Source organism: Williamsia sp. CHRR-6 (assembly GCF_018474015.1).
In the GTDB taxonomy this organism is placed as follows: Bacteria; Actinomycetota; Actinomycetes; order Mycobacteriales; family Mycobacteriaceae; genus Williamsia_A.
In genome coordinates this window covers 339,541-360,602 of record NZ_JAHCSG010000005.1, presented here as the reverse complement: position 1 = coordinate 360,602, position 21,062 = coordinate 339,541, and the positions used below count along the sequence as shown (strand labels likewise).

General features: G+C 67.2%; 16 protein-coding genes. 7 read left to right on the top strand and 9 right to left on the bottom strand.

The window, feature by feature from the left end; translation table 11 throughout:
• The first annotated feature begins 50 nt into the window (after positions 1-50).
• From KIK15_RS15440 to KIK15_RS15425, 4 genes are all read left to right on the top strand, one after another.
• Positions 51-1,046: an NAD-dependent epimerase/dehydratase family protein gene (locus KIK15_RS15440; RefSeq protein ID WP_214245570.1), complete on the top strand. Its 996-nt coding sequence runs from the start codon at positions 51-53 to the stop codon at positions 1,044-1,046.
• Positions 1,031-1,540 (top strand): polyketide cyclase, encoded by a 510-nt coding sequence (locus KIK15_RS15435; RefSeq protein WP_250324695.1) that lies wholly within the window; start codon positions 1,031-1,033, stop codon positions 1,538-1,540. Before KIK15_RS15440 ends, KIK15_RS15435 begins: the two co-directional genes overlap by 16 nt.
• A gap of 81 nt (positions 1,541-1,621) precedes the next feature.
• Complete coding sequence (locus tag KIK15_RS15430; RefSeq protein WP_214245569.1) at positions 1,622-2,491, top strand: oxidoreductase; 870 nt, start codon at positions 1,622-1,624, stop codon at positions 2,489-2,491.
• Between the two features lie 5 nt (positions 2,492-2,496).
• Positions 2,497-3,855 (top strand): cytochrome P450, encoded by a 1,359-nt coding sequence (locus KIK15_RS15425; protein ID WP_214245687.1) that lies wholly within the window; start codon positions 2,497-2,499, stop codon positions 3,853-3,855.
• Positions 3,856-3,861: 6 nt separating this feature from the next.
• Here the strand turns inward: KIK15_RS15425 and car are convergent, their stop codons facing one another.
• From car to KIK15_RS15405, 4 genes are all read right to left on the bottom strand, one after another.
• A complete protein-coding gene (gene car, locus KIK15_RS15420; RefSeq protein WP_214245568.1) occupies positions 3,862-7,440 on the bottom strand; it encodes a carboxylic acid reductase in 3,579 nt (1,192 codons plus the stop codon).
• A 120-nt stretch (positions 7,441-7,560) separates the two neighbouring features.
• A complete protein-coding gene (locus KIK15_RS15415; RefSeq protein ID WP_307851919.1) occupies positions 7,561-8,064 on the bottom strand; it encodes a hypothetical protein in 504 nt (167 codons plus the stop codon).
• Positions 8,065-8,117: 53 nt separating this feature from the next.
• A complete protein-coding gene (locus KIK15_RS15410) occupies positions 8,118-8,561 on the bottom strand; it encodes a hypothetical protein (protein WP_214245566.1) in 444 nt (147 codons plus the stop codon).
• Positions 8,562-8,650: 89 nt separating this feature from the next.
• Positions 8,651-12,808, bottom strand: a complete 4,158-nt coding sequence (locus KIK15_RS15405; RefSeq protein WP_214245565.1) for a bifunctional nitrate reductase/sulfite reductase flavoprotein subunit alpha — start codon at positions 12,806-12,808, stop codon at positions 8,651-8,653.
• 193 nt (positions 12,809-13,001) lie between these two features.
• Here KIK15_RS15405 and KIK15_RS15400 point away from each other — a divergent pair, with 193 nt between their 5' ends.
• Together KIK15_RS15400 and KIK15_RS15395 are read left to right on the top strand one after the other, a co-directional pair.
• Positions 13,002-14,303: an O-acetylhomoserine aminocarboxypropyltransferase/cysteine synthase family protein gene (locus tag KIK15_RS15400; protein WP_214245564.1), complete on the top strand. Its 1,302-nt coding sequence runs from the start codon at positions 13,002-13,004 to the stop codon at positions 14,301-14,303.
• Complete coding sequence (locus tag KIK15_RS15395) at positions 14,303-14,809, top strand: CoA-binding protein (protein ID WP_214245563.1); 507 nt, start codon at positions 14,303-14,305, stop codon at positions 14,807-14,809. The genes KIK15_RS15400 and KIK15_RS15395 overlap by 1 nt, the downstream gene beginning before the upstream one ends.
• A 47-nt stretch (positions 14,810-14,856) precedes the next feature.
• Here the strand turns inward: KIK15_RS15395 and KIK15_RS15390 are convergent, their stop codons facing one another.
• Entirely contained in the window at positions 14,857-15,348 is a 492-nt protein-coding gene (locus KIK15_RS15390) for a nitroreductase family deazaflavin-dependent oxidoreductase (RefSeq protein ID WP_214245562.1), read from the bottom strand.
• A gap of 201 nt (positions 15,349-15,549) precedes the next feature.
• Here KIK15_RS15390 and KIK15_RS15385 point away from each other — a divergent pair, with 201 nt between their 5' ends.
• Positions 15,550-16,413, top strand: coding sequence for a cyclopropane mycolic acid synthase family methyltransferase (locus KIK15_RS15385; protein ID WP_214245561.1), 864 nt, complete (start codon positions 15,550-15,552; stop codon positions 16,411-16,413).
• A 76-nt stretch (positions 16,414-16,489) separates the two neighbouring features.
• On the opposite strand, the gene KIK15_RS15380 is transcribed toward KIK15_RS15385, so the two are convergent.
• The 4 genes from KIK15_RS15380 to KIK15_RS15365 are packed head-to-tail and all read right to left on the bottom strand — an operon-like array spanning position 16,490 to position 20,943.
• The gene (locus tag KIK15_RS15380; protein WP_214245560.1) at positions 16,490-17,590 is read right to left on the bottom strand and encodes a glycosyltransferase; all 1,101 of its coding nucleotides are present in this window, start codon (positions 17,588-17,590) and stop codon (positions 16,490-16,492) included.
• A 52-nt stretch (positions 17,591-17,642) separates the two neighbouring features.
• Complete coding sequence (locus tag KIK15_RS15375; protein WP_307851918.1) at positions 17,643-18,533, bottom strand: adenylate/guanylate cyclase domain-containing protein; 891 nt, start codon at positions 18,531-18,533, stop codon at positions 17,643-17,645.
• A 10-nt stretch (positions 18,534-18,543) separates the two neighbouring features.
• Entirely contained in the window at positions 18,544-19,773 is a 1,230-nt protein-coding gene (locus tag KIK15_RS15370) for a fatty acid desaturase (RefSeq protein ID WP_214245559.1), read from the bottom strand.
• A gap of 54 nt (positions 19,774-19,827) precedes the next feature.
• A complete protein-coding gene (locus tag KIK15_RS15365) occupies positions 19,828-20,943 on the bottom strand; it encodes a ferredoxin reductase (RefSeq protein ID WP_214245558.1) in 1,116 nt (371 codons plus the stop codon).
• Between the last annotated feature and the right edge of the window lie 119 nt (positions 20,944-21,062).

Genomic DNA, 21,062 nt, shown 5'->3' with positions numbered 1-21,062 from the left:
ACAGCGGATGAGGTGGGTACATCCTGGCCGAGTCTGTTCTGCTGTAAGGCATGGCCTCGACACTGATCTTGGGAGGAACTGCGCAGCTGGGTGGTGAGATCGCTGCGGCACTGCTGCGACGCGGCGACGACGTGACGTGCCTGGCGCGTGGACAGGCGGGTCCCATGCCGCCGGGCGTTACCGCTGTACACGCCGATCGCACCATGCCGAATGCGTACGCAAGCGTCCGAGAACACGAGTGGGACAGCGTGATCGAGCTGTCCCACGAACTCGCGTTGGTGACAGGTGCGTTGGCCGCGCTGGCTTCGCGCGCCCGTCACTGGACGCTGGTCTCGACCATCTCGGTGTACGACGACGACACGACGATCGGCGCAGACGAGACGGCCTCGACGGTTCAGCCTGACGACCTCTCCGACTACGGGCAGGCGAAGGTGGCCGCTGAACGCGCAACTGCGGACGCACTCGGCGACCGACTGTTGATCGCGCGACCTGGGTTGATCGTCGGTCCCGGCGACCGCAGTGACCGCTTCGGCTACTGGGTGGCACGCTGTGCTCTCGCGGCTCAGGCGGGCGATGCCGAGCACGAAGAGGTCCTGATCCCTCGGGTCGACGACCTGTGGGCACAGGTCATCGACGTGCGCGATGCCGCGCAGTGGTTGGTCCACGCCGCAGCCACACAGACAACCGGAGTCGTCGACGTGGTGGGCACCCCGGTTCCGCTCGGTGAGGTGATCGACGCCGCCGCCGAGGTGGCTGGTCACCGGCGGCCGCGGGTGGTGGCCGATGACGATTGGTTGGTCGCGCATGACGTCGCCTACTGGGGCGGGCCGCGTTCGTTGCCGCTGTGGTTGCCGCGGGAGATGGTCGGCTTTGCCCGCCGCGCCAACACTGCCTACCGCGCCGCCGGTGGGCAGGAGCGCCCCCTGCGCGAGACGTTGCGTGACACCCTCGCCGACGAGCAGGCTCGCGGTCTCGACCGCGACCGGGTCTCGGGTCTCACCCGATCTGAGGAACTCGAGTTGATCGCAGCGTGGGCCCGACGGTGATCGGTGATCGGTGGAACGTGACCGACGCTGAGGTGGCGCGCCGCTACCCCTGCGATGACCTGGTCGCCCGACCCACCCTGCAGGCATGGCGCGGCATCACCGTCGCGACCACCCCAGAGCGGCTGTGGCCCTGGGTGACCCAGGTTCGGGTGGCGCCGTACTCGTATGACCTTGTGGACAACCTCGGACGGCGGTCGCCGCAGCGGCTTCTCGGACTACCCGAGCCGAAGGTCGGCGAACCGTTCATGACCGCCATGGCTCGACGGTTCGGACCGATCCGCGCCGTCGAGCCCCAGCGCGCGTTCACCGGTGAGATCCTCGGCGCGATCATGTCCTATGTGCTTGTCCCGCAGGAGGAGTCCACCCGGCTGCTGCTCAAGATCGTCACCGACCGAGTCGGACGCGTGGGCGCGCCGCTGCTGGCGATCGGCGATCTGATGATGGCGCGCCAGCAGCTGCGCAACATCAAGCGGCTGGCCGAGACCTGTGACTGACGGCGTAGGGCATGCTGAGAAGTAGCGCAGTCCATCGCAGGGCTGTCAACCGTGAGCCTGCACCCGCCGACAGGAGTCCACATGAACGTCACGGCTGCCGCCGCCGGCACCTATGCCCTCGCGCCTGACCTCGTGGTCAACCGAATGGGATACGGCGCCATGCAGCTGGCCGGCCCGCACGTGTTCGGGCCGCCCGCTGACCGTGACGCTGCGGTCGCCGTCCTGCGCGAGGCGGTCGAACTGGGCGTCGACCACATCGACACCAGCGACTTCTACGGCCCACACATCACCAACCAGATCATCCGTGAGGCCCTGCACCCCTACCCTGCTGGTTTGTGCATCGTCACCAAGGTGGGTGCGCGTCGCGACGCCGACGGCAATTGGCCGCAGGCGCTCTCCAGCGACGAGTTGCGATCGGCGGTGCACGACAACCTGCGCAACCTCGGAATCGATGCCATCGACGTGGTGAATCTGCGGGTCGGCGGATTCGACTCCGCAACAGCAGGTTCCATCGCCGAGCCGTTCACCGCATTGGCGCAGCTGCAACAAGATGGCCTGATCAAGCACCTCGGTGTCAGCAACGTCGACGCCGATCAGATCGCCGAGGCGCGCTCGATCGCGCCGATCGTCTGCGTTCAGAACAACTACAGCGTGGTGCATCGGGTGGACGACCAGATCGTCGACGATCTGGCGGCCGAGGGCATTGCGTTCGTCCCCTATTTCCCGCTCGGCGGATTCACTCCGATGCAGTCGGGCGAACTCGACGCGGTCGCAGCTCGCCTGGAGACCTCCAGCCGCACAGTGGCGTTGGCGTGGCTGTTGGCGCGGTCGCCGAACATCTTGCTCATTCCCGGCACGTCGTCGCCGAAGCATCTGCGCGACAACATCGCAGCGGCCGGGTTGCACCTGCCCGAGGATGACCTGGCCGTTCTCGACCGCATTGGGGCGTGAGCGCCATGGCATCGGGCTCGCTACGTACACTCCTCGCCTCCGCTCGCGAACAGCTCCGTCTGCGCCTGCGCTGGGCGGCGATGCACGGTTTCATCCGCGTGTTGGCTGCCCGCGCCGCCACACGTGGTGACCCGCAGGCCCGGCTGATCGCCGATCCGGCAGTCAAGGCCGATCCGCTGCCCGTCTACGCCGAACTGCGCGCGGCCGGTCCGCTGGTGTCGACGATGATCTCGTCGATGACGGTCGAACACGACATCGTGCACGAGACGCTGCGCTCAGACGACTTCCGCAGCATCGTGCTCGGGTCCAGGTTGCCCGGGCCGCTGCGCCTGATCGACAGCCTCACCCGTTCGCAGACGTTGCACCCGCTTCGACCACCGTCGCTGCTCGCGGTCGAACCGCCCGAACACACCGGTTACCGCAAGCTGGTGTCGTCGGTGTTCACCGCGCGAGCGGTGGCCGGGATGCGCGACAACGTGCAGCTGGTGGCTGATCGACTGCTTGACGAATTGTCCACCGAGACAGGACCGGTCGACATCATCGAGCGGTACTGCGCCCAGCTTCCGGTGGCGGTCATCGGCGATATCCTCGGTGTCCCCGACGCTGACCGTCCGGCTGTGCTCGCGTTCGGGGAAGCGGCTGCGCCGTCGCTCGACATCGGGTTGACCTGGGCGCAGTTCCAGATGGTCGAGTCCGGTCTACGCACCTTCGACGAGTGGCTGACCGACCACATCGCCACCCTGCGCCGCCATCCCGGTGACGACCTGATGAGTCAACTCATCCATGCCACCGAGGACGGGGTGGGACTCAGCGACACCGAACTGCGCGGGATCGCCGGGTTGGTGCTGGCGGCCGGGTTCGAGACGACAGTGAACATCCTGGGCAGTGGGATCGAACAGTTCGTCCGCCACCCCGATCAGCTCGCGGTGCTCGAGGCCGACCCGTCGTGGTGGCCCAACGCCGCCGACGAGTTGTTGCGGCTGCAGGCGCCGGTGCAGCTGACCGCGCGGGTGGCTCGGCGCGCAGTGACCGTGCGCGGGCACCACTTTCAGGCCGGGGAGGTGATGGTGTTGGTGCTCGCCGGTGCCAACCGCGACCCGAAGGTGTTCGACGACCCCGACCGTTTCGACGTGACCCGTGCCAACGCGGCACGGCATCTGTCGTTTTCCGGGGGCCGCCACTTCTGTCTCGGTGCGGCGTTGGCGCGTGCCGAAACCGAGGTGGGGTTGCGGTCGCTGTTCGACCGATTCCCTGATCTCTCGCTCGCTGGTGGCGGGGTGCGCCGCGACACCCGTGTCCTCAACGGCTGGGCTTCGTTGCCGGTTCACCTCGGTCGGTCGACAGATCAGCGCGCCGTCAGCTGAACCGGATCACCCGGTGCGGGTGGTCAAACCGAGTGCGGCGAGATCCCGAACATACTTGGTGATCAGGTCGGCGGTCAGGTGTGGGATGCGCCCATCGTCGCCGACCCCGGTCGCGGCCACCGCCGCCGCGAAGCGCTGCGCGGGGAATGGTGAGCCCGCGTCGGCGGGCTGAGGTCGGGAGTAGGCGTGTAGCAGCGGCAACACCGACGCCTGCCGCTGCTGCTCGGGAAGCGCCCGCAGGCTGCGCTCGAAGCGGTCCACCCACTCGCCGTGGCGGCCGATCCTGGTGATGGTCACTCCGGCCTCGATCAGCCAGTCGACGATCACGTCGAGGGATATGCCGTCGTCGTGTGGGTTGACCACGTTGAACGTGTGCACGCCGGAGGTGACCGATGCGCCGATCGTGGCGATGGATGCGGCGGTGAAGTCTGCGGGCAGCCCGTCGTAGTGTGCTCGTGGTCGAGCGCCGGATGCGTCGGTGGCATAGAAGGTTTCCGGTGCGATCCCGGTTTCGATGAGACTGAGCAGCAGACGGCTGAAGATGTCAGGCGCGTTGAGCTGCCCGGCGAATGTGCTGTGCGCGAGGATCATGTCCGATCGGAAGATGGCCGCAGGCAGGCCACACAGGTCGTTGGCCTCGCGCAGCAGCACCTCCCCCGCCCACTTGCTGGTCCCGTACCCGTTGGCGTACGACTCGTCGATGGCGCGGGTGGCCGACGCGGTGCGGATGTCGAGGTCTTCGCCGAGCACCTGCGGACCGGCCCCGCCGGCCACCGCCACGGTGGACAGGTAGGTGATCGGCTTGACGGTCGAGGTGAGGGCCAACCGGATGAGCTCGGCGGTGCCGACCACGTTGGGGCCGAACAACTGTCGATATGGCAGCACATGGTTGACCAGGGCAGCCGGGTGCACCACGAGATCGACCGTGTCGGCGAGCTGCTGCCAGCGCTCGCGCGACAATCCAAGGTCTGGCTCGGCGATGTCGCCGGCCAGCACGTCGAGATGACCGGCGGCCAGGTCGTGGAACCGTTGCAACAGTGTGGAGTCGGTGTCGAAGGCCGCCGTCAGCCGGGCGCGGGCGTCGGCCTCGTCGCGGCCGCGGACGATGCACACCACGGTGCCGTCCACCGCAGCCATCCGCTCGAGCCACTCCAGGCACAGGAACCGACCGAGGTAGCCGTTGGCTCCGGTCAACAGGACGGTCGACACCGATGTCGACGCTCGGGCCAGGGTGGGGGCTGCGGCCAGGGTGGCTTCGTCGATGAACCGGTCCAAGGTGAGCTCGGCCGCGGTGACCTCGGTGGCCGAGGAGGTGTGCACCGATGCGAACACCGGACGGGGTGCGGCGCCACCGCGTCGAGCATCGATGTGATCTGCGATCGCCTGTAGGTCGGAGCCTGCGCTCATCAACATCCCGACCTCGATGTCGACCTCGAACAGGTCGGTGAGCAGTGTGGACACCGACAGCGCCGACAGCGAGTCACCGCCGAGATCGGCGAACCGGGCCTCGGGGGCCACCGCATCGATCGTCACGCCGAGGGTCGCGGCGACCGCCCGGGTGACGGTATCGACGGTGGCGCGATCCGCCAGGTGGGCGCGCAGCCCGGACAACTCGTCGTCCTGAGCTCGGGTGATCTCGTCGTAGAGGGCTTCGAGCCGCTGCCCGTAGTGCTCGGTGAGCTTGGGCCGCAACAGTTTTCCCACGCCGGAAAGCAGCCCGGCCTCGGCGGTGAACGGCTGCCTCTCGACGAGAATCTCGCGCGGAATCTCATAGGAGTTCAGCCCGGCGCTGCGTGCGGTGTCGGCGATGGCTGCGCTCAGCTGTGCCCGCAGGCGGGCATTGTCCCCGCCTGCGGCCGCGACTGCCTTGGTGGTCGGAACCACCACAGCCAGCAGGTAGGCGCGGGAGCTGTTGCCGTACACGAAGATCTGGTGCACGCCGGGTGCGGCGCTGTAGGTGGCTTCGAGCTGGGCGACCGCCACGAACTCACCCTGCGAGAGTTTGATGACATTTTTGCGGCGATCGAGGTAGACGAACTGGTCATCGCCGACCTGGGCCATCACATCGCCGGTGCGGTAAAAGCCGTCGGCGTCGAACACTTCGGCGTTGAGATCGGGCCGCTTGTAGTAGCCCGGGATCACCGCCTCCGATTTGACCAGCAATTCGCCGCGGGGATGCGGTGAATCGGTGGTGTGATACCCCAGTTCTGGCACGTCGACCAGCTTGGCCTCGGTGACCGCGGCCGCCAGTCTGCCGTTGATGGTGACCGCCCCGGCCTCGGTCGAGCCGTAGCCGTCGGCGATGGGTGTGTCCAAGCAGTCGGCCATGAATTCGGCGATGTCGTCGGTCAGTGGCGCGGTCCCACACAGCGCTGACACGACCCGCCCACCGAACACGCTGGTGCGTAACGACTCTTTGACCGTGCGTGCGAGGTGGTCGGGATCGTGAATGTTGTCGGCAGCCCCGGAGGTCTGGGCCCGATCGAGCTCGCCACGGAAGCGTTGAAAGATCATGTCGCACACCCGTGGCACCAGCATCAGGTCGGTTGGTCGCACAGCCGCGATGTCGTCGAAGAGTGTCGACAGATCGGCGCGAGCCACGAAATAGGCTGTGCCACCGCGCGAGAGCGTGTGCATCAGTGCTGCCCGACCGGCCAAGTGGCTCAACGGCAGATAGTTGATCGTGATCTCGGGTACCGCGGAGGTCGACATGAAGTTGCCCGCCCACAGGCGTGCCGCATGCCCGACGGTGTAGATCGCGCCCTTGGGTGTGCCCGTGCTGCCCGAGGTGTAGAGGAGTCCGGCGAGCTCCGACGAGCGAGCTGTTGCCTGATGCAGCGGAGCCGCTGGGCACTCAGCGCCGTGGGCGATGGCGTCGGCGAGTGTGATGAGGTCCACGCCGAGCGCGTCGAGAACCTCGTGCGCCTCGGTGATCGTCTGCCGGTGATCGTCGTCGGCGCCGTCGTGATCGAAGACGATCACGCTGATCGGGCGTGGACCCGAGGCGATGAGAGCGACCATGTCAGCGAGATGATCGACCGACACTGCGATCGACCGGGGCGCGACCTCGTCGAGGATGGGCGCCAAGCGAGCCGCCGACGCGCTGGTCTGCAGGGGAACGCCCACCACCCCGAGAAGGGTGCTTGCCACTTCGACCACCGCGTAGTCCACACTGCTGAATCCCAAAGTGGCCACCATGTCGCCGACCCGCAGGCCGCTGTCGAACCAGTGGGCGCACAATGCCGTGGCCCGGTCGGCGAGTTCGCGGTAGGTGATCGTCTCGAAGTCGGGTTGCAGGCGGCGGGTGGTGCGGCCAGTGGCCGAGTCGGCGACCGGGCGTGTGCTGCGACGGCCCAGCGCCGGCCGATCGGCATAGTCGGTCATCAGCGCGATGATGATCTCACTGAGCGGGCGGTTGTCGCCGAATCGGCGGGTCACCTCCGGCAGTGGAGTGCTGTCACGGACCTGGGGATCGGTGGCCATGAGTTCGGCCAGGCGCCGCCGACTGCGCTGACTGCGCTGCTCACGCGAACTCGGGCGGTGTTGCACGGGCGATGCAGTGGGGGTGGAGATCGTCTCGGTCATTCGCGCGCTCCTCGTCGTGGCCCTGGTGGGGCCGTGGCATACCCTTTCCTTAGCGAGGCTAATGCATAGAGTGATGGATGCAAATGGGAGGCGCACCACATCCGCGCGTGATGGTGGAACTCAGTCTGATTCGTCGGCGTCCGGCTCTACCGGCTTTCGCGGGTCCTCGAGGAAGGCGATGCTCGCGTCGACGGCCGACGCCGCATCGTCAGGCGTGGCGTAGATCAGTTTGCCCGCCAACGACTCGAGGTTGTCCACGGCGTAACCGACGCGGGTCAACTCCTTGTCGTCGGCGGCGGCGGCTGCGGCGATCAAGCGATCGTCGAGCGCGAACACCGCCTCATCGAGGCGCTCCCGGGCGCGACCGACGACATCGTCTGCGTGGACGGCAGGATTCTCGTGCACGGTGGCGATCGCGTAGCGAATCCGCCGATGCAGGATCGCTTCGCGGGTGTCGGAGGTGGCCCATTCTTTGGGAGCGCGCCCAGGCCGGCCGGGGATCAGGTCGGTGGACCGTGCGAACCGGCGGATCCGCGCTGAGGAATCGAAAGCAAACCACAGGCCACCGGCCAGCACGATCAGCGCGAAGACAACCGCAGCGACGATGATGAGTTTTCCCACCACACCACTCTGTCGGACTCGTGCGGGAAATGACAGTGCGACCCGCGCGGCGCGGTTCAGGACGGGAGGTGACCGAACAGCCGAGGCAGCCGCCGCTGGATGCGTTTGGCCACCATGAGTCGGCTGGCGAATGCGATGATCAGCGACACGATCAGCGCCAAGAAGCTGATGATCCAGGTGTCGGTCAACCCCACGCCGTGGCCGTAGGCGTTGCCGCTGAATCCCATGGCGGTGCCGCTGAGCACCGCCGATCCAAACGCCGGAAGCGAGGCACGGTTCTCCAGCCGGTGCTTCCAGGCGACCGCGTCCTCGCGCATCTTCGCAGCACTCTCACCGGTGGGTACTCCGTCGGGGTCCACGCCCAGTTGGCGGGCGGCCTCGATGGCCAACTCGAAGTCGGGGTCGTCGGCTGCGGTCCAGCCGCGCGTCAGAGACCAGATCCAGCCGCCGACTATCGCGAGATCGCTCGCGATCAGGACCAGCGACACGAAGACCGACACATGACCCATCGTAGTCTCCGGGGTGAACCCGAGCCGACGGCCACACAATCGTTGGCCGTCAGTCGGATTCGGCCGACGCGAATCGGCGATCAGTAGACGTCACGCAGGTAACGATGATCGGCGGCCAGCGCGGCGAGGTGACTCTGAGCGCTGTGCGGTGCCAACTGCGCGTGCTCGGCGATGATGCCGGTGACCGCGAGATCGACCTCGCGTGCCATCTGCTGCGCCCCGCACACGAACAGCGACGCACCGTCGCGCAACCACCGCGCCAGCTCAGAGCCGTGCTCGCGCATCCGGTCCTGCACGTACACCCGATTCCCATCGCGAGAGAACGCGGTGTCGAGTCGCAGCAGACCCTCGGCGACCATCGACTCGAGCTCAGCACGGTAATAGAAGTCGGTCGCCGCGTGCTGTTCACCGAAGAACAACCAGTTCGCGCCCGTGTGCCCCAGCGCCCGACGTTCGTGCAGGAACGCTCGAAACGGTGCGATCCCGGTGCCGGGCCCGACCATGATGGCTGCGGCGCCGGGGTCGGACGGCGGACGGAAGTGGGTCGTGGGTTTGACGAACACCTCCACCTCACGGGCGATGTCGGCCAGGTAGGACGAACACACCCCGAACCGAGCCACCCCATGCACCCGATGGCGCACCGTCGACATCGTGATCTGAACTTCGCCCGGACTGGTGTGCGGGCTCGAGGAGATCGAGTAGAGACGCGGGCTCAGTGCGCTCAGGACATCAACCCATTCCTGCGCGGACGCACGAGTCGGATACTCGCGCAGCACGTCCACGCTCTGGCGCCCCCACATCCACTGGGTGCGACGTTCGACGTTGCCAGGCAACAACAGGGCCTCGAGGTCCACATCGGCCGTGCGGTGGACCACGAACTCCATCAACCTAGGCGTGATGCGTGCGATCTCCAGGTCGCGAGTCAGGGCGTCGAGCAGCGTCGTGTCGGCGCGGGTGGTGTGCACCTCGGTGTCGCCGTCGAGTCCAGTGACCTGCAGCCACTCCTCGACCAGCTCGATCCGGTTGCGCGGCCAGATTCCAAGAGCGTCGCCGGCCCGGTAGTCGATTGCCTCGGGCAGCTCGAAGCCGATCTGTCGCACCTCCTTGTTCGAGCCTGGCGCGGACAACAACTCGTTGCGGCACACCCGCGTCGTCAGTGGCGTCGTGCGATTCCGTCCCCACGATTCGGGGGTGACCGAAGTGATGGCGGCTCCGCTGGCGACAGCAGGGGCGCTGCCCGTGGAGCCGCGATGGTCGGGTCCGGGATCGGTGCCGGCGGGATCGGTGTGGACGTAGGACAACGCGGTGGTGACCGCATCGAGCCAGCGGTTCGCTGCGGGCTCGAAGTCGGGTTCGCAGTCGATCCGATCGATCAAGCGCTGCGCGCCCAACTCCGCGAGGCGAGCGTCGAGATTGCGGCCGTGCGCGCAGAAGTCGGCGTAGTTGGAGTCGCCGAAGGCCAACACCGCGAACTGGAGGCCATCGAGGGCGGGCGCATCGGCAGCGGCGAGCTCGGCCCAGAATCTACGGCCGTTGTCGGGGGCCTCCCCGTCGCCGGTGGTGCTGGTGACGACCAGGAGCGGCGAGTGTGCATGCAGCTCGGCCACCGCCACCTCGTTCATCTCGCGGACCGTGGCGGCGATGCCTGCGGCCCCCAGGCGCTGCGCGGTGAGGGTGGCGAACTCTTCGGCAGTGCCGGTCTGGGAAGCGCACAGAATCGACACCGCCGGTGACGACCCGAGGTCGGGGTTGATCGCGCGCCGACGCGGACCGTACGTCGCGGCCAACAGTCCATCAACCCACGCTCGCTGATCGGGTGGGAACGGGGCCTGCGCAGGCAGACATGGGGTCTCGCCGGGCTGCGGCGGTGCGGTCTGCAGTCCGGTGAAGAACCCGTCGAGGTAGGCACGGTGGTGTGCGTCGAACGCAGGGAGGCGCGCCTCGATCCGCGCCGCGGCCCGCAGCGCATCGATGTGATCGTCTGATCGGTCGACAAGCTCTGGGCTGTCCGTCGGTGCGCTTGGTGTCTGTGCGCCGTGTGTTCGCGGGTCCAGCGGGGTGTCGTGGTCGGTTGCGTCCTGACCGAGCCTCGGGGCCATCGGAGCCGCAGCCACAGCGGTGAGGGCCACGGCGCACACCTTGAACTCCGGTTGGGCCGATTCGGGGTCGACGGCATCGTTGGTGACCGCGTTGATGGCGAGATCGGGTCCGAAGCTGTCCGCGAAATGCATCGGCGCGAAACACGTTCCCGGCCGCACCCGATCGGTGATGGACACCGGCAGTCGCGCCCGCCCGCGCCGCGAGGTGATGTCGACGAGGTGATCGGCGGTGAGCCCCAACGCGTCGGCGTCGTCGGGATGCACCTCGACGAACGGTGCGGGGTTGAGCCGGTTGAGTTTCGCGACGCGTCCGGTCTTGGTCATCGTGTGCCACTGGTGCGGCAGCCGACCGGTGTTGAGCAGGAACGGGTGGTCGTCGTCGGGCATCTCGGCGGGGTCCAGTGCGGGGCGGGCGAGGAACCGCGCCCGGCCGCTCGGGGTGGGGAAACGTGGAGATCCGTTGTGCAGGTATCTGATTGGCGTGCGCGTCGGTCTCGGCTCGGCCGGCGACCCCGAACGCGTTGGGCAGGGCCATTGGATGGGTCCGGTGTGCAACGCTGCGTAGCTCATCCCACGCAGGTCGTATCCGGTGGTCACGTTGGCGAACTGCTGGATCTCGGTGAAGACCTCTTCCGCGCACGCATAGGTGAAGTCATCGGAATAGCCCAGTGCACAGGCGATCTCGGCGATCAACTGCCAATCGGCGCGTGCCTGACCCGGTGGCGCGAGAGCCGGGGTGCACAGCGTGACAGTGCGTTCGGAGTTGACCATCACCCCCTCGGTCTCGGTCCAGATGGCCGCGGGCAGCACGATGTCGGCGTGCGCGTTGGTCTCGGTGTCGACGAACGCATCCTGGACGACCACCACGTCGGCGGCGGCCAGGGCGGCCAGGACGGTGGAACGATTGGCCACGCTGGCAACAGGGTTGGTGCACACGATCCAGCAGGCGCGGATCTGCCCGGTGGCCATCCGCGTGAACATGTCGATGGTCCCACCGCCCACATCGGTGCTGATGGTGCCTGCCGGGCGCCGCCAGACCTGTTCGACGAAGGCACGGTCGGCGGGGTCGGTGACCGACCGTTGCCCCGGCAGCCCCGCGCCCATGTAGCCCATCTCGCGCCCGCCCATCGCGTTCGGCTGGCCGGTGAGCGAGAACGGTCCGCTACCGGTGCGGCAGATCGCGCCGGTGGCCAGGTGCAAGTTGCACACCGCGTTGGTGTTCCAGGTGCCGTGCGTGGACTGGTTGAGGCCCATGGTCCAGCAGCTCATCCAGTTGCCGGACTCCCCGATCCACCGCGCCGCGGTCCGCAGATCCGCCTCATCGATCCTGCAGGTGGCGCTCACCCGCTCGGGTGTGAACTCGGTCAGGAACGCAGGCATCTGTTCCCAGCCCTCGGTGTGGGCCGCGATGAACTCCTCGTCGATGGTGCCCGCCGCCACCAGCAGCGCAAGGATGCCGTTGAGCAACATCAGATCGGTACCCGAGGCGATCTGCAGGAACAGATCTGCCTTGTCCGCGGTGGCGGTACGGCGGGGGTCGACGACGATCAGCCGGGCCCCGGCCGCCATCCGGTCGAGCATCCGCAGGTGCAGGATCGGGTGACAATCGGCCATGTTGGAGCCGATGACGAAGAACAGATCGGCGTGATCGAAATCGTCATAGGAGCCGGGTGGACCGTCGGCGCCGAGTGACTGCTTGTAGCCGGTGCCGGCGCTGGCCATGCACAACCGTGAGTTCGACTCGATCTGGTTGGTGCCGATGAATCCCTTGACCAACTTGGTGGCCAGGTACTGCGCCTCCATCGACATCTGGCCGCTGACGTACATGGCGAAGGCCTGCGGGCCGTGCTCGTCGATGACGGCACGGATCCGTTGGGCGGCCTCGGCCACGGCGGTGTCGGTGTCGACCGGGTGGGCGTCGCCGGTGCGATCGGTCCGCAGCAATGCGGTGGTCAGACGTCCGGGCGCGGCCAGCATGTCGGCGGTGGTGGCGCCCTTGGTGCACAACCGACCGCGGTTGCTCGGGTGCTCGGGATCGCCGATGGTCCGGGCCACATGCGTTGATCCGTCGGGACGCCGACCGATCTGCAGCAGCAGGCCACATCCCACGCCGCAGTAGGCACACACCGATCGGACCATGTGTCCCAGGATGGGCGAGTCTGGGTGGAGAGCGGTTACGCCGTGGTGTGGGCGCGATGACATTCTGCTCACCGCAGCCCGGAAAGTCAGGTGAGGCGCCCGGGCTCCCGCCCGCGAACGGGTCGACGTGGCAGTCGAGATGCTCCGTTCGGCCCTGCGAGGTCGGTGCCGCAGATCGACTAGTGTCGCGCAGGTGAGCGAACACGAATTCGGATTGCGTACCAAAGCAATCCACGCGGGAACTCGCCCCGATCCGCAGACCGGGGCGCGTGCACTGCCGATCTATCAGACCACCAGCTTCGTCTTCGACGATTCGGCGGATGCCGGTGACCTGTTCGCCCTGCAGAAGTACGGCAACATCTACAGCCGGATCGGCAATCCGACGGTGGCCGCGTTCGAGGAGAAGATGGCCAGCCTCGAAGGTGGCATCGGGGCGGTGGCCACCGCGAGCGGTTTGTCGGCCGAGTTCGCAGTGTTCGCCACCCTCGCCGGGGCTGGTGATCACATCGTGTCCGCAGCCGGGCTGTACGGCGGCACGGTCACTCAGCTCGACGTCACCCTGCGGCGCTTCGGGGTGCAGACCACCTTTGTTCGAGGTTCTGATCCCGACGACTACGCCGCCGCCATCACCGACGAGACCAAGCTGATCTACGCCGAGGTGATCGGCAACCCATCGGGCGAGATCGCCGACCTCGAGGGTCTGGCGGAGATGGCCCACGCACATGGTCTCCCGCTGGTGGTCGACTCGACGATGGCCACCCCGTGGCTGTGCCGTCCCATCGAGTTCGGTGCCGACGTGGTGGTTCATTCGGCGACCAAGTTTCTCGGCGGTCACGGCACCACCCTGGGCGGGGTGGTGGTGGAGGCGGGCCGCTTCCACTGGGGATCGTCGCGGTTTCCCGCCATGACCGAACCAGTGGCCTCGTACGGCGGGTTGACCTGGTGGGGCAACTTCGGTGAGTACGGGTTCTTGACCAAGCTGCGCAGCGAGCAGCTGCGTGATCTCGGAGCCAGCCTGTCACCGACCTCGGCGTTTCAACTGGTGCAGGGTGTCGAGACGTTGCCCCAGCGGATGGACGCCCACGTCGGCAACGCGCGGGTGGTGGCGCAGTGGCTGAACTCCGACCCGCGGATCGAGTACGTCCGGTGGGCGGGGCTGCCGGATCACCCGCACCACGATCGTGCCGCGAAGTATCTGCCGGCCGGACCGGGTGCGGTGTTCGCGTTCGGGGTGCGCGGTGGCCGCGACGCCGGACAGAAGTTGGTCGAAAGCGTGCAGCTGGCCAGCCATGTGGCCAACATCGGTGATGTGCGCACCCTGGTCATCCACCCCGCCAGCACCACCCATCGGCAGCTGACCGACGATCAACTCCGCGACGCGGGGGTGGGCGCGGAGCTGGTGCGGATCAGCGTCGGCATCGAGGACGTTGACGACATCCTGTGGGATCTGGACCAGGCCCTGCGCGTGGCGACCGGTACGGACGGAGTGCGGTGATGGCCGTGTCAGCGGGTGGTTCCGAGCGCACCTGGGTGGGTCCCTCGGCGCAGCGACGCCGCGAGATCCTGCGGAGTACCCGATCGATCGCCATCCTCGGCGCGTCGGCCAACCCCGCCCGGGCCAGCTACTTCGTCACCAAATACCTGTCGTCGACCTCCGACTACCGCGTGTATCTGGTGAATCCGACGATCACCGAGGTGGAGGGCACGGCGGTCTACCCCACGCTGGTCGACCTGCCCGAGCGTCCGGACATGGTCGATGTCTTTCGCCGCCACGACGATCTTCCCGACGTGCTGGACGACACCATCGCGGTGGGCGCGCAGACGATCTGGCTGCAGCTGGGGTTGTGGCACGAAACGGTGGCTCGGCGCGCCCAGGACGCGGGTCTGACCGTGGTGATGGACCGGTGCGTCAAGATCGAACATGCGCGCTTTCACGGCGGACTGCATCTGGCGGGCTTTGACACCGGGGTCATCGATTCGCGCCGGCGAGCCGGCATCTGAAGTACTGCCGAGTCGGCATCTGGGGCCCCGGCGAGCCGGCGTGTGAGTCAGGCCGCGGTGAGGCGAAAGACGGGGATGACGCGGCTGGTGCGTTGTTCGTAGAGCGCGAAGTTCGGCCAGATCGCCAGCAGGGCGGTCCAGGCGTCGGCGCGTTCGTGTCCCGACAGCTCGCGGGCCTGCACGGTGGTGGTCTTGCCCCGGATGGTGATGTCAGCGGTGCGATCGTCGGCGATGGCGGCGCGCAGGTTGTGCACCCAGGCTGGTGTGCGCGCATTGCCGAAGTATGAACCGGCGATCAGCCAGCTCGTGTGTGCCTCGGTCTGCCCACGAACCGCGAGCAGCGGGGTCGCGCGCATGATCCCCGTCGAGCGGCCCGGCACCCGCAGCATCAGGTTGGGCAGCCCGGCCAGGTCGAGCAGGCTGATCCGGCCTCGGGTGAGCCGTTGCAGGCTGGAGTCGGTGCGTTCGATGACCGGCAGCAGTCGCGGCATCCAGGCGGTGGACCCCAGCCTGACGGCCAGCGGGGTGAGGACTCCCATGGCGAGAGACGGTAGGTCAGACCATGCGTTGACACCAGGTCGGCCTTGACGTGGCGGGCAAGCGCTTCTGCGATCCTCCCGTGAGGGCTGCCGATGGTTCGCGCGGTACTGTCGTGCGGAACACATGTGCTCCACGCCCGAGCGCAGGGGGCGTTGGGCAGCCATGATGAGCGCGACCGCAACGGAAGGTATCCATCTCTCATGACCGAGCTCGACCCGTTCTACGAAGAAGTCCAGGCCCATTACGACCTGTCCAACGACTTCTTCGACCTGTTCCTCGATCCGTCTCGCATGTACAGCTGCGCCTACTTCGAGAAGGACGACTACACCCTCGAGCAGGCGCAGTACGCCAAGGTCGACCTGTCGCTGGGCAAGCTGGGCCTCGAGCCGGGCATGACGCTGCTCGACGTCGGCTGCGGCTGGGGCACCACCATCAAGCGTGCCATGGAGAAGTACGACGTGAACGTGATCGGTCTGACGCTGAGCAAGAACCAGTACGAGCTGGTCAACGCATCGCTGGCCGAGGCCACCCCCGAGGGGCGGACCGCTGAGGTTCGCCTGCAGGGCTGGGAAGAGTTCGATCAGCCGGTTGATCGCATCGTCAGCATCGGTGCCTTCGAGCATTTCAAAAAGGAGCGGTGGGCGGCGTTCTTCGAGCGGAGCTACAGTCTGATGCCGTCCGACGGCCGGATGTTGCTGCACACCATCGTGCAATTCCACCGGCACACGCTGCGTGAGAAGGGCCTTCCGGTCAACCGCTCGGTGCTCGAGTTCGGCCAGTTCATCGCCAAGGAGATCTTCCCCGGTGGCGAGCTGCCCGAGCCGCATGAGGTGGAGAACGGAGCGCAGGCTGCGGGCTACACGGTCGAGCGCATCCAGCCGCTGCAGCAGCACTACGCGCGGACCCTGGACTTCTGGGCTGCCGCACTCGAGGAGCGTCGCGACGACGCGATCCGGATCGCCTCGGAGGAGACTTACAACACCTACATCAAGTACTTGACCGGGTGCGCGGATTTCTTCCGTAAGGGCTACATCGACGTCATGCAGTTCACCTGCGCGAAGTAGGTCTCCCGTTCACCGATACGGCCCGGATGCGATGTCGCGTCCGGGCCGTGTGCGTGAGTCGGGCGGGTGAGTAGGGCTAGGCCGAGAGCACGGCGAGCATCCCGTCCACCGAGGCCGGCCACCCGAAATCCTCGGCGCGGCAGCGGGCCCGAACTCGTCCGCCACCAGGCAGCGCGAGCACCGAGCGCACGCCGTCGGCGAAAGACGTCGTGGTGTTGTCGGCCACGGCACCACAGTCCTGGCTGATGACCTCGGCGACCGCCGAGGTCCGAGACGCGACCACCGGCGTGCCCGCAGCCAACGATTCCAGCGCCGACAGGCAGAACGTCTCGTGTGGGCCCGGTGCCATCACCGCATCGGCGGAGGCAAGCAACGCGGCCACCTCGGTCCGGTCGTCGACGAAGCCGATGAACTCGACGGGTAGACCGGCGGCGCGTCTGGTCAGCGCGGGCCGGCGCGGCCCGTCCCCGGCGATGACCAGTCGCGCATCGACACCGGAGGCGACCAGCTCGGCGCAGGTGTCGATGCTGCGTTCGACGTGTTTTTCCACCGACAGTCGGCCACAGTGGACCAACAGGTGTGCGGCACCTGCACGCCACGCGTCACCGCGATCAGGGCAGCGTCGTTGGGGGTGGAACAGGTCGAGGTCGACGCCCAGGGGTACGCGGTGGACGTTGGTGGCTCCGATCCGCTCGAACTCGGCGGTCGCGAAACCGGTCGTGCACACCACGGCGTCATGGGTGGCTGCGGTGCGGGCGTTGGCCAGGTCGGCGGCGCGACGCGCCCACGGTGTGGGCAGCACCTGACCGAGCAGCCGGTCCAGGCGCTCGTGGGAGATCATCACCGACGCGATGTCGTGGCGCCGCGCCCAGGGTCCGATGCCACGCAAGGTCAGTCGATCCGAGATCTCCACGGCGTCGGGACGCAGGCCACGCAGCACATCGATCACCTGGAACGGGTCAGCAACCCGATAGCCACCGGTTCCGGGAACCTCCAGCGCGGGAACGGTGATGCGGGTGACGCCGGAGTCGAGCGTCTCCTCGGCGGCTCGGGCGCCTGGGACCACCAGCGCCACCTCGTGGCCCCCGGCGGCATATCCCTGACCGAGTTGGTCGACCGCGGTCCGTAACCCGCCCGAGCGTGGGCCGTAGAAGTTCGCGACCTCGGCGATGCGCATGGTCGGAATTGTCACATCGCCTGCGGGGTCGCCGATGTCGGCGAGATGGCAGTCAGCGCAACACCTGTCGAACAGCGATGAATTCCTGCGCGGGTTCAGCGCTGTTCGTAGCGCGGGACCACGGCGAACACCTCAAGGTCGCGCGGCGCGCCTTTGGCCCGAAAACGCTTGCGCCGTCGCAGGTATTTCTCGGGATCGGTGGCCGCCAGCGTGGCGGCGGTGGCCAGCACCTCTCCCCCGCTCCGGCGTCGGCCACGCGGGCAGCGATGTTGACGTCGACGCCGAGGTAGTCGGTGCCGTCGCGTCGTGGCCGTCCGGTGTGGAGTCCGGCGCGCAGGGCCGGGCGCCACCCCGCGACGGTCATCGCGCTCACCGCGACGGCCGCCTCATGTGCGGCTTCGATCGCATCGCTGCCGTCGAGAAACACCGCCATCAGTCCATCCCCCAGCGACTTCACCACCCGCCCACGCCGATCCACGACGATCGCAGTGGTGGTGTCGGTGACCTGGCGGAGCAGATCGACGGCGTGGTCGTCGCCGACGCGCAGCGCCCAGCTGGAGAAGCCGACCAGGTCGGTGAAGAGGATGGTCACCTCTGCCACCTCGGTGGAGCCACCAGAACTCCGCTCGGCCAGCGACTGCCAGATCTGCACCGCGGTCAACCCGAGTTCACGTAGGGCACTGGGGGATTCGGCGCTCGACCCCCCGATCAGTCGGGCCAAGCGGTCGCTGAGCCGTCGGGGCATGCCGTGGTCACGATCGAGGTCGAGATCACCTGGAGCAGCTCGCCGAGCCGACCGAACCACGCGCACCACGGCTGGCGAGCCGTCCACGCGACCGAGAACCACCTTGGCCCGGTGCAGGCCAGACCCCACCCCACTGGGGCTCTCCGGGGACCGCTCGGTTCCATCGGGTGCCGAGGACGGTGAATCGGGGTCGGTCACCGGCCCCCGATCAGGCGACCGCGCCGGACTTCAACTCCCGCAACGCGGTCCGCAATCCGCGGCGACGGCCGGTAGCGGGGTCGACGAAGGTGTCACGCATGCCCTCACGCACGTTGAACCGCAGTTCCGAGGCCGTTTCCGGGGCGTCGTCGGAAGTGCCCTTGAGCAGCTTGTTCGGGAGTGCGAGCTTGGCGATGGTGCGGAAGGTGAGCGCGTACTGATGCACGATCGACCCGGTGGTGTAAGGCAGGTCGTACTTCTCGCACAAAGCCCGCACCTTGACCGCGATGTCCTCGTAGCGGTTGCTGGGCAGGTCGGGGAACAGGTGGTGTTCGATCTGGTGGCTGAGGTTGCCGCTCATGAAGCGCATCACCGGTCCGGCGGTGAAGTTCGCCGAACCCAGCATCTGCCGCAGGTACCAGCGCGCCTGATCCTCGGTCTCGAATTCCTCAGGAGTGAACTTCTCGGCACCGTCGGGGAAGTGTCCGCAGAAGATGACCATGTAGGACCAGTAGTTGCGGATGAGGTTGGCCACGGCGTTTGCCGACATCGTGGTCCGCCAGTTGGGGCCCGCCAACGCCGGGTAGATGACGTAGTCCTTGGCGACCTGCTTGCCCACCTTCTGGCCGATGATGCGTAGGTCGCGTCGCACCTGACCGAACGACTTCTGCCGCTTGCGCACCTTCTCCAGTTCTAGGTGATGCAGGGCCACGCCCCACTCGAACAAGGTGCCCAGCATGATGTTCACCAGCGGGTTGGCGAGGTAGGCGGGGTTCCACTTCTGGTCCCGGGTGACGCGCATGATGCCGTAGCCCACGTCGTCGTCCATGCCCACGATGTTGGTGAACTTGTGGTGCACGAAGTTGTGCGAATGCTTCCATCCCACACTCGGGCAAGTGGTGTCCCACTCCCACGCCGAGGAATGGATCTCGGGATCGTTCATCCAATCCCATTGCCCATGCATGACGTTGTGGCCGATCTCCATGTTCTCGACGATCTTGGCCACGCCGAGCATGGCGGTGCCGGCGAGCCACGCCGGTGTGCGGTTGCTGAACATGAGCAGGATCCGGCTGCTGACCACCAAGCCGCGCTGGAACGCGATGGTGCGCCGGATGTAGCGGGCGTCGTCCTCGCCACGGGAATCTTCGACGTCACGGCGGATCGCGTCGAGTTCACGTCCGAGCGCTTCGACGTCGGCGTCGGTGAGGTGGGCGTACTTGTCGATGTCGGTGATTGCCATGGCCACTTCCGTCGTTCGTGGTGGAAATCCAGGCGCCGGGTGTGGCGCTCGGACTCACAGGTCAAGCGTGCATTCTCCAGACACCGTGCTGATGCACGTCTGGATGCGATCCCCCTCCCGACGTTCGTCGCCGGAGCGCAGATCCCGAACATAGCCCTCGGTGAGCTGAACTACGCAGGTTTGGCAGATTCCCATTCGACAACCGAACGGGACCTGGATCCCGAGGTTCTCCCCCGCTTCGAGAAGTGTTGTGGCGCCATCGATCTCGACAGACTTGCCAGATTTGGCGAAGGTGACGGTGCCACCTTCGCCACCCTTGTCCGTGCGCGCGATGGCGAAACGCTCGATGTGCAGATGATCGGCGATGCCTGCGCTGGTCCACACGGCTTCCACGTCGTCGAGCATCTGGACCGGACCGCAGGCCCAGGTGGAGCGTGACGTCCAGTCGGGCACCTGCGACCCGAGATCGGTGAGATCGACCTTGCCCATCTCGCGGGTGAGCTGCAGGTGCAGCGTGTATCCGACGTCGGCAGCCGCCAACTGCTCGATCTCGTCGAGGAAGATCACGTCCTCGCGGGTGGGTGCCGAATGAATGTGCACGATGTCGGGGGTCTCGCCCCGAGCCCGGAGCCCGCGCAGCATCGAGATCACCGGGGTGATGCCACTGCCTGCGGTGATGAACAGGATCTGTGCCGGCGCCGGATGCGGCAGGGTGAAGTCGCCCCGCGGCGGGGCGAGCCGGATGATGGTGCCGGGCTTCACCCCGTCGACGAGGTGGGTCGAGAGGAACCCGTCCGGGTTCGCCTTGACCGTCACGGTGATCCGCTTCTTCTGCTGCGGTTCACCGAACGAGGTCAGTGAGTACGAGCGCCAATGCCAGCGCCCGTCGACCTGCAGCCCGATGCCCACGTACTGACCCGGTTGGTAGGTGTGCGAGAAACCCCACCCCGTCTCGATCTCGACGGTGGCGCTGTCCTCGGTCTCCTTGCGCACCGACACGATCCGGCCGCGTAGTTCGCGCGCCGACCACAACGGGTTGATCAGGTGGAGGTAGTCGTCTGGCAGCAACGGTGTAGTGGCCCGAGCGATCAGGCCACGGACGATGTTCGCCTGGGGCCGGGTGGCCTGCACCCCGGCCGCCGGTCGTTTGCTCCACTTGAGCAGGTCCACGTCGCTCCCTCGTGCCGCGTCTGTCAGTGAACGAGTGTTCTGAACCGAATCATACTCATCGACACGTGAGCGAAACCGGAACGCGCACAATGAGTCGCCGGACTCGCCATCGGGGGTGC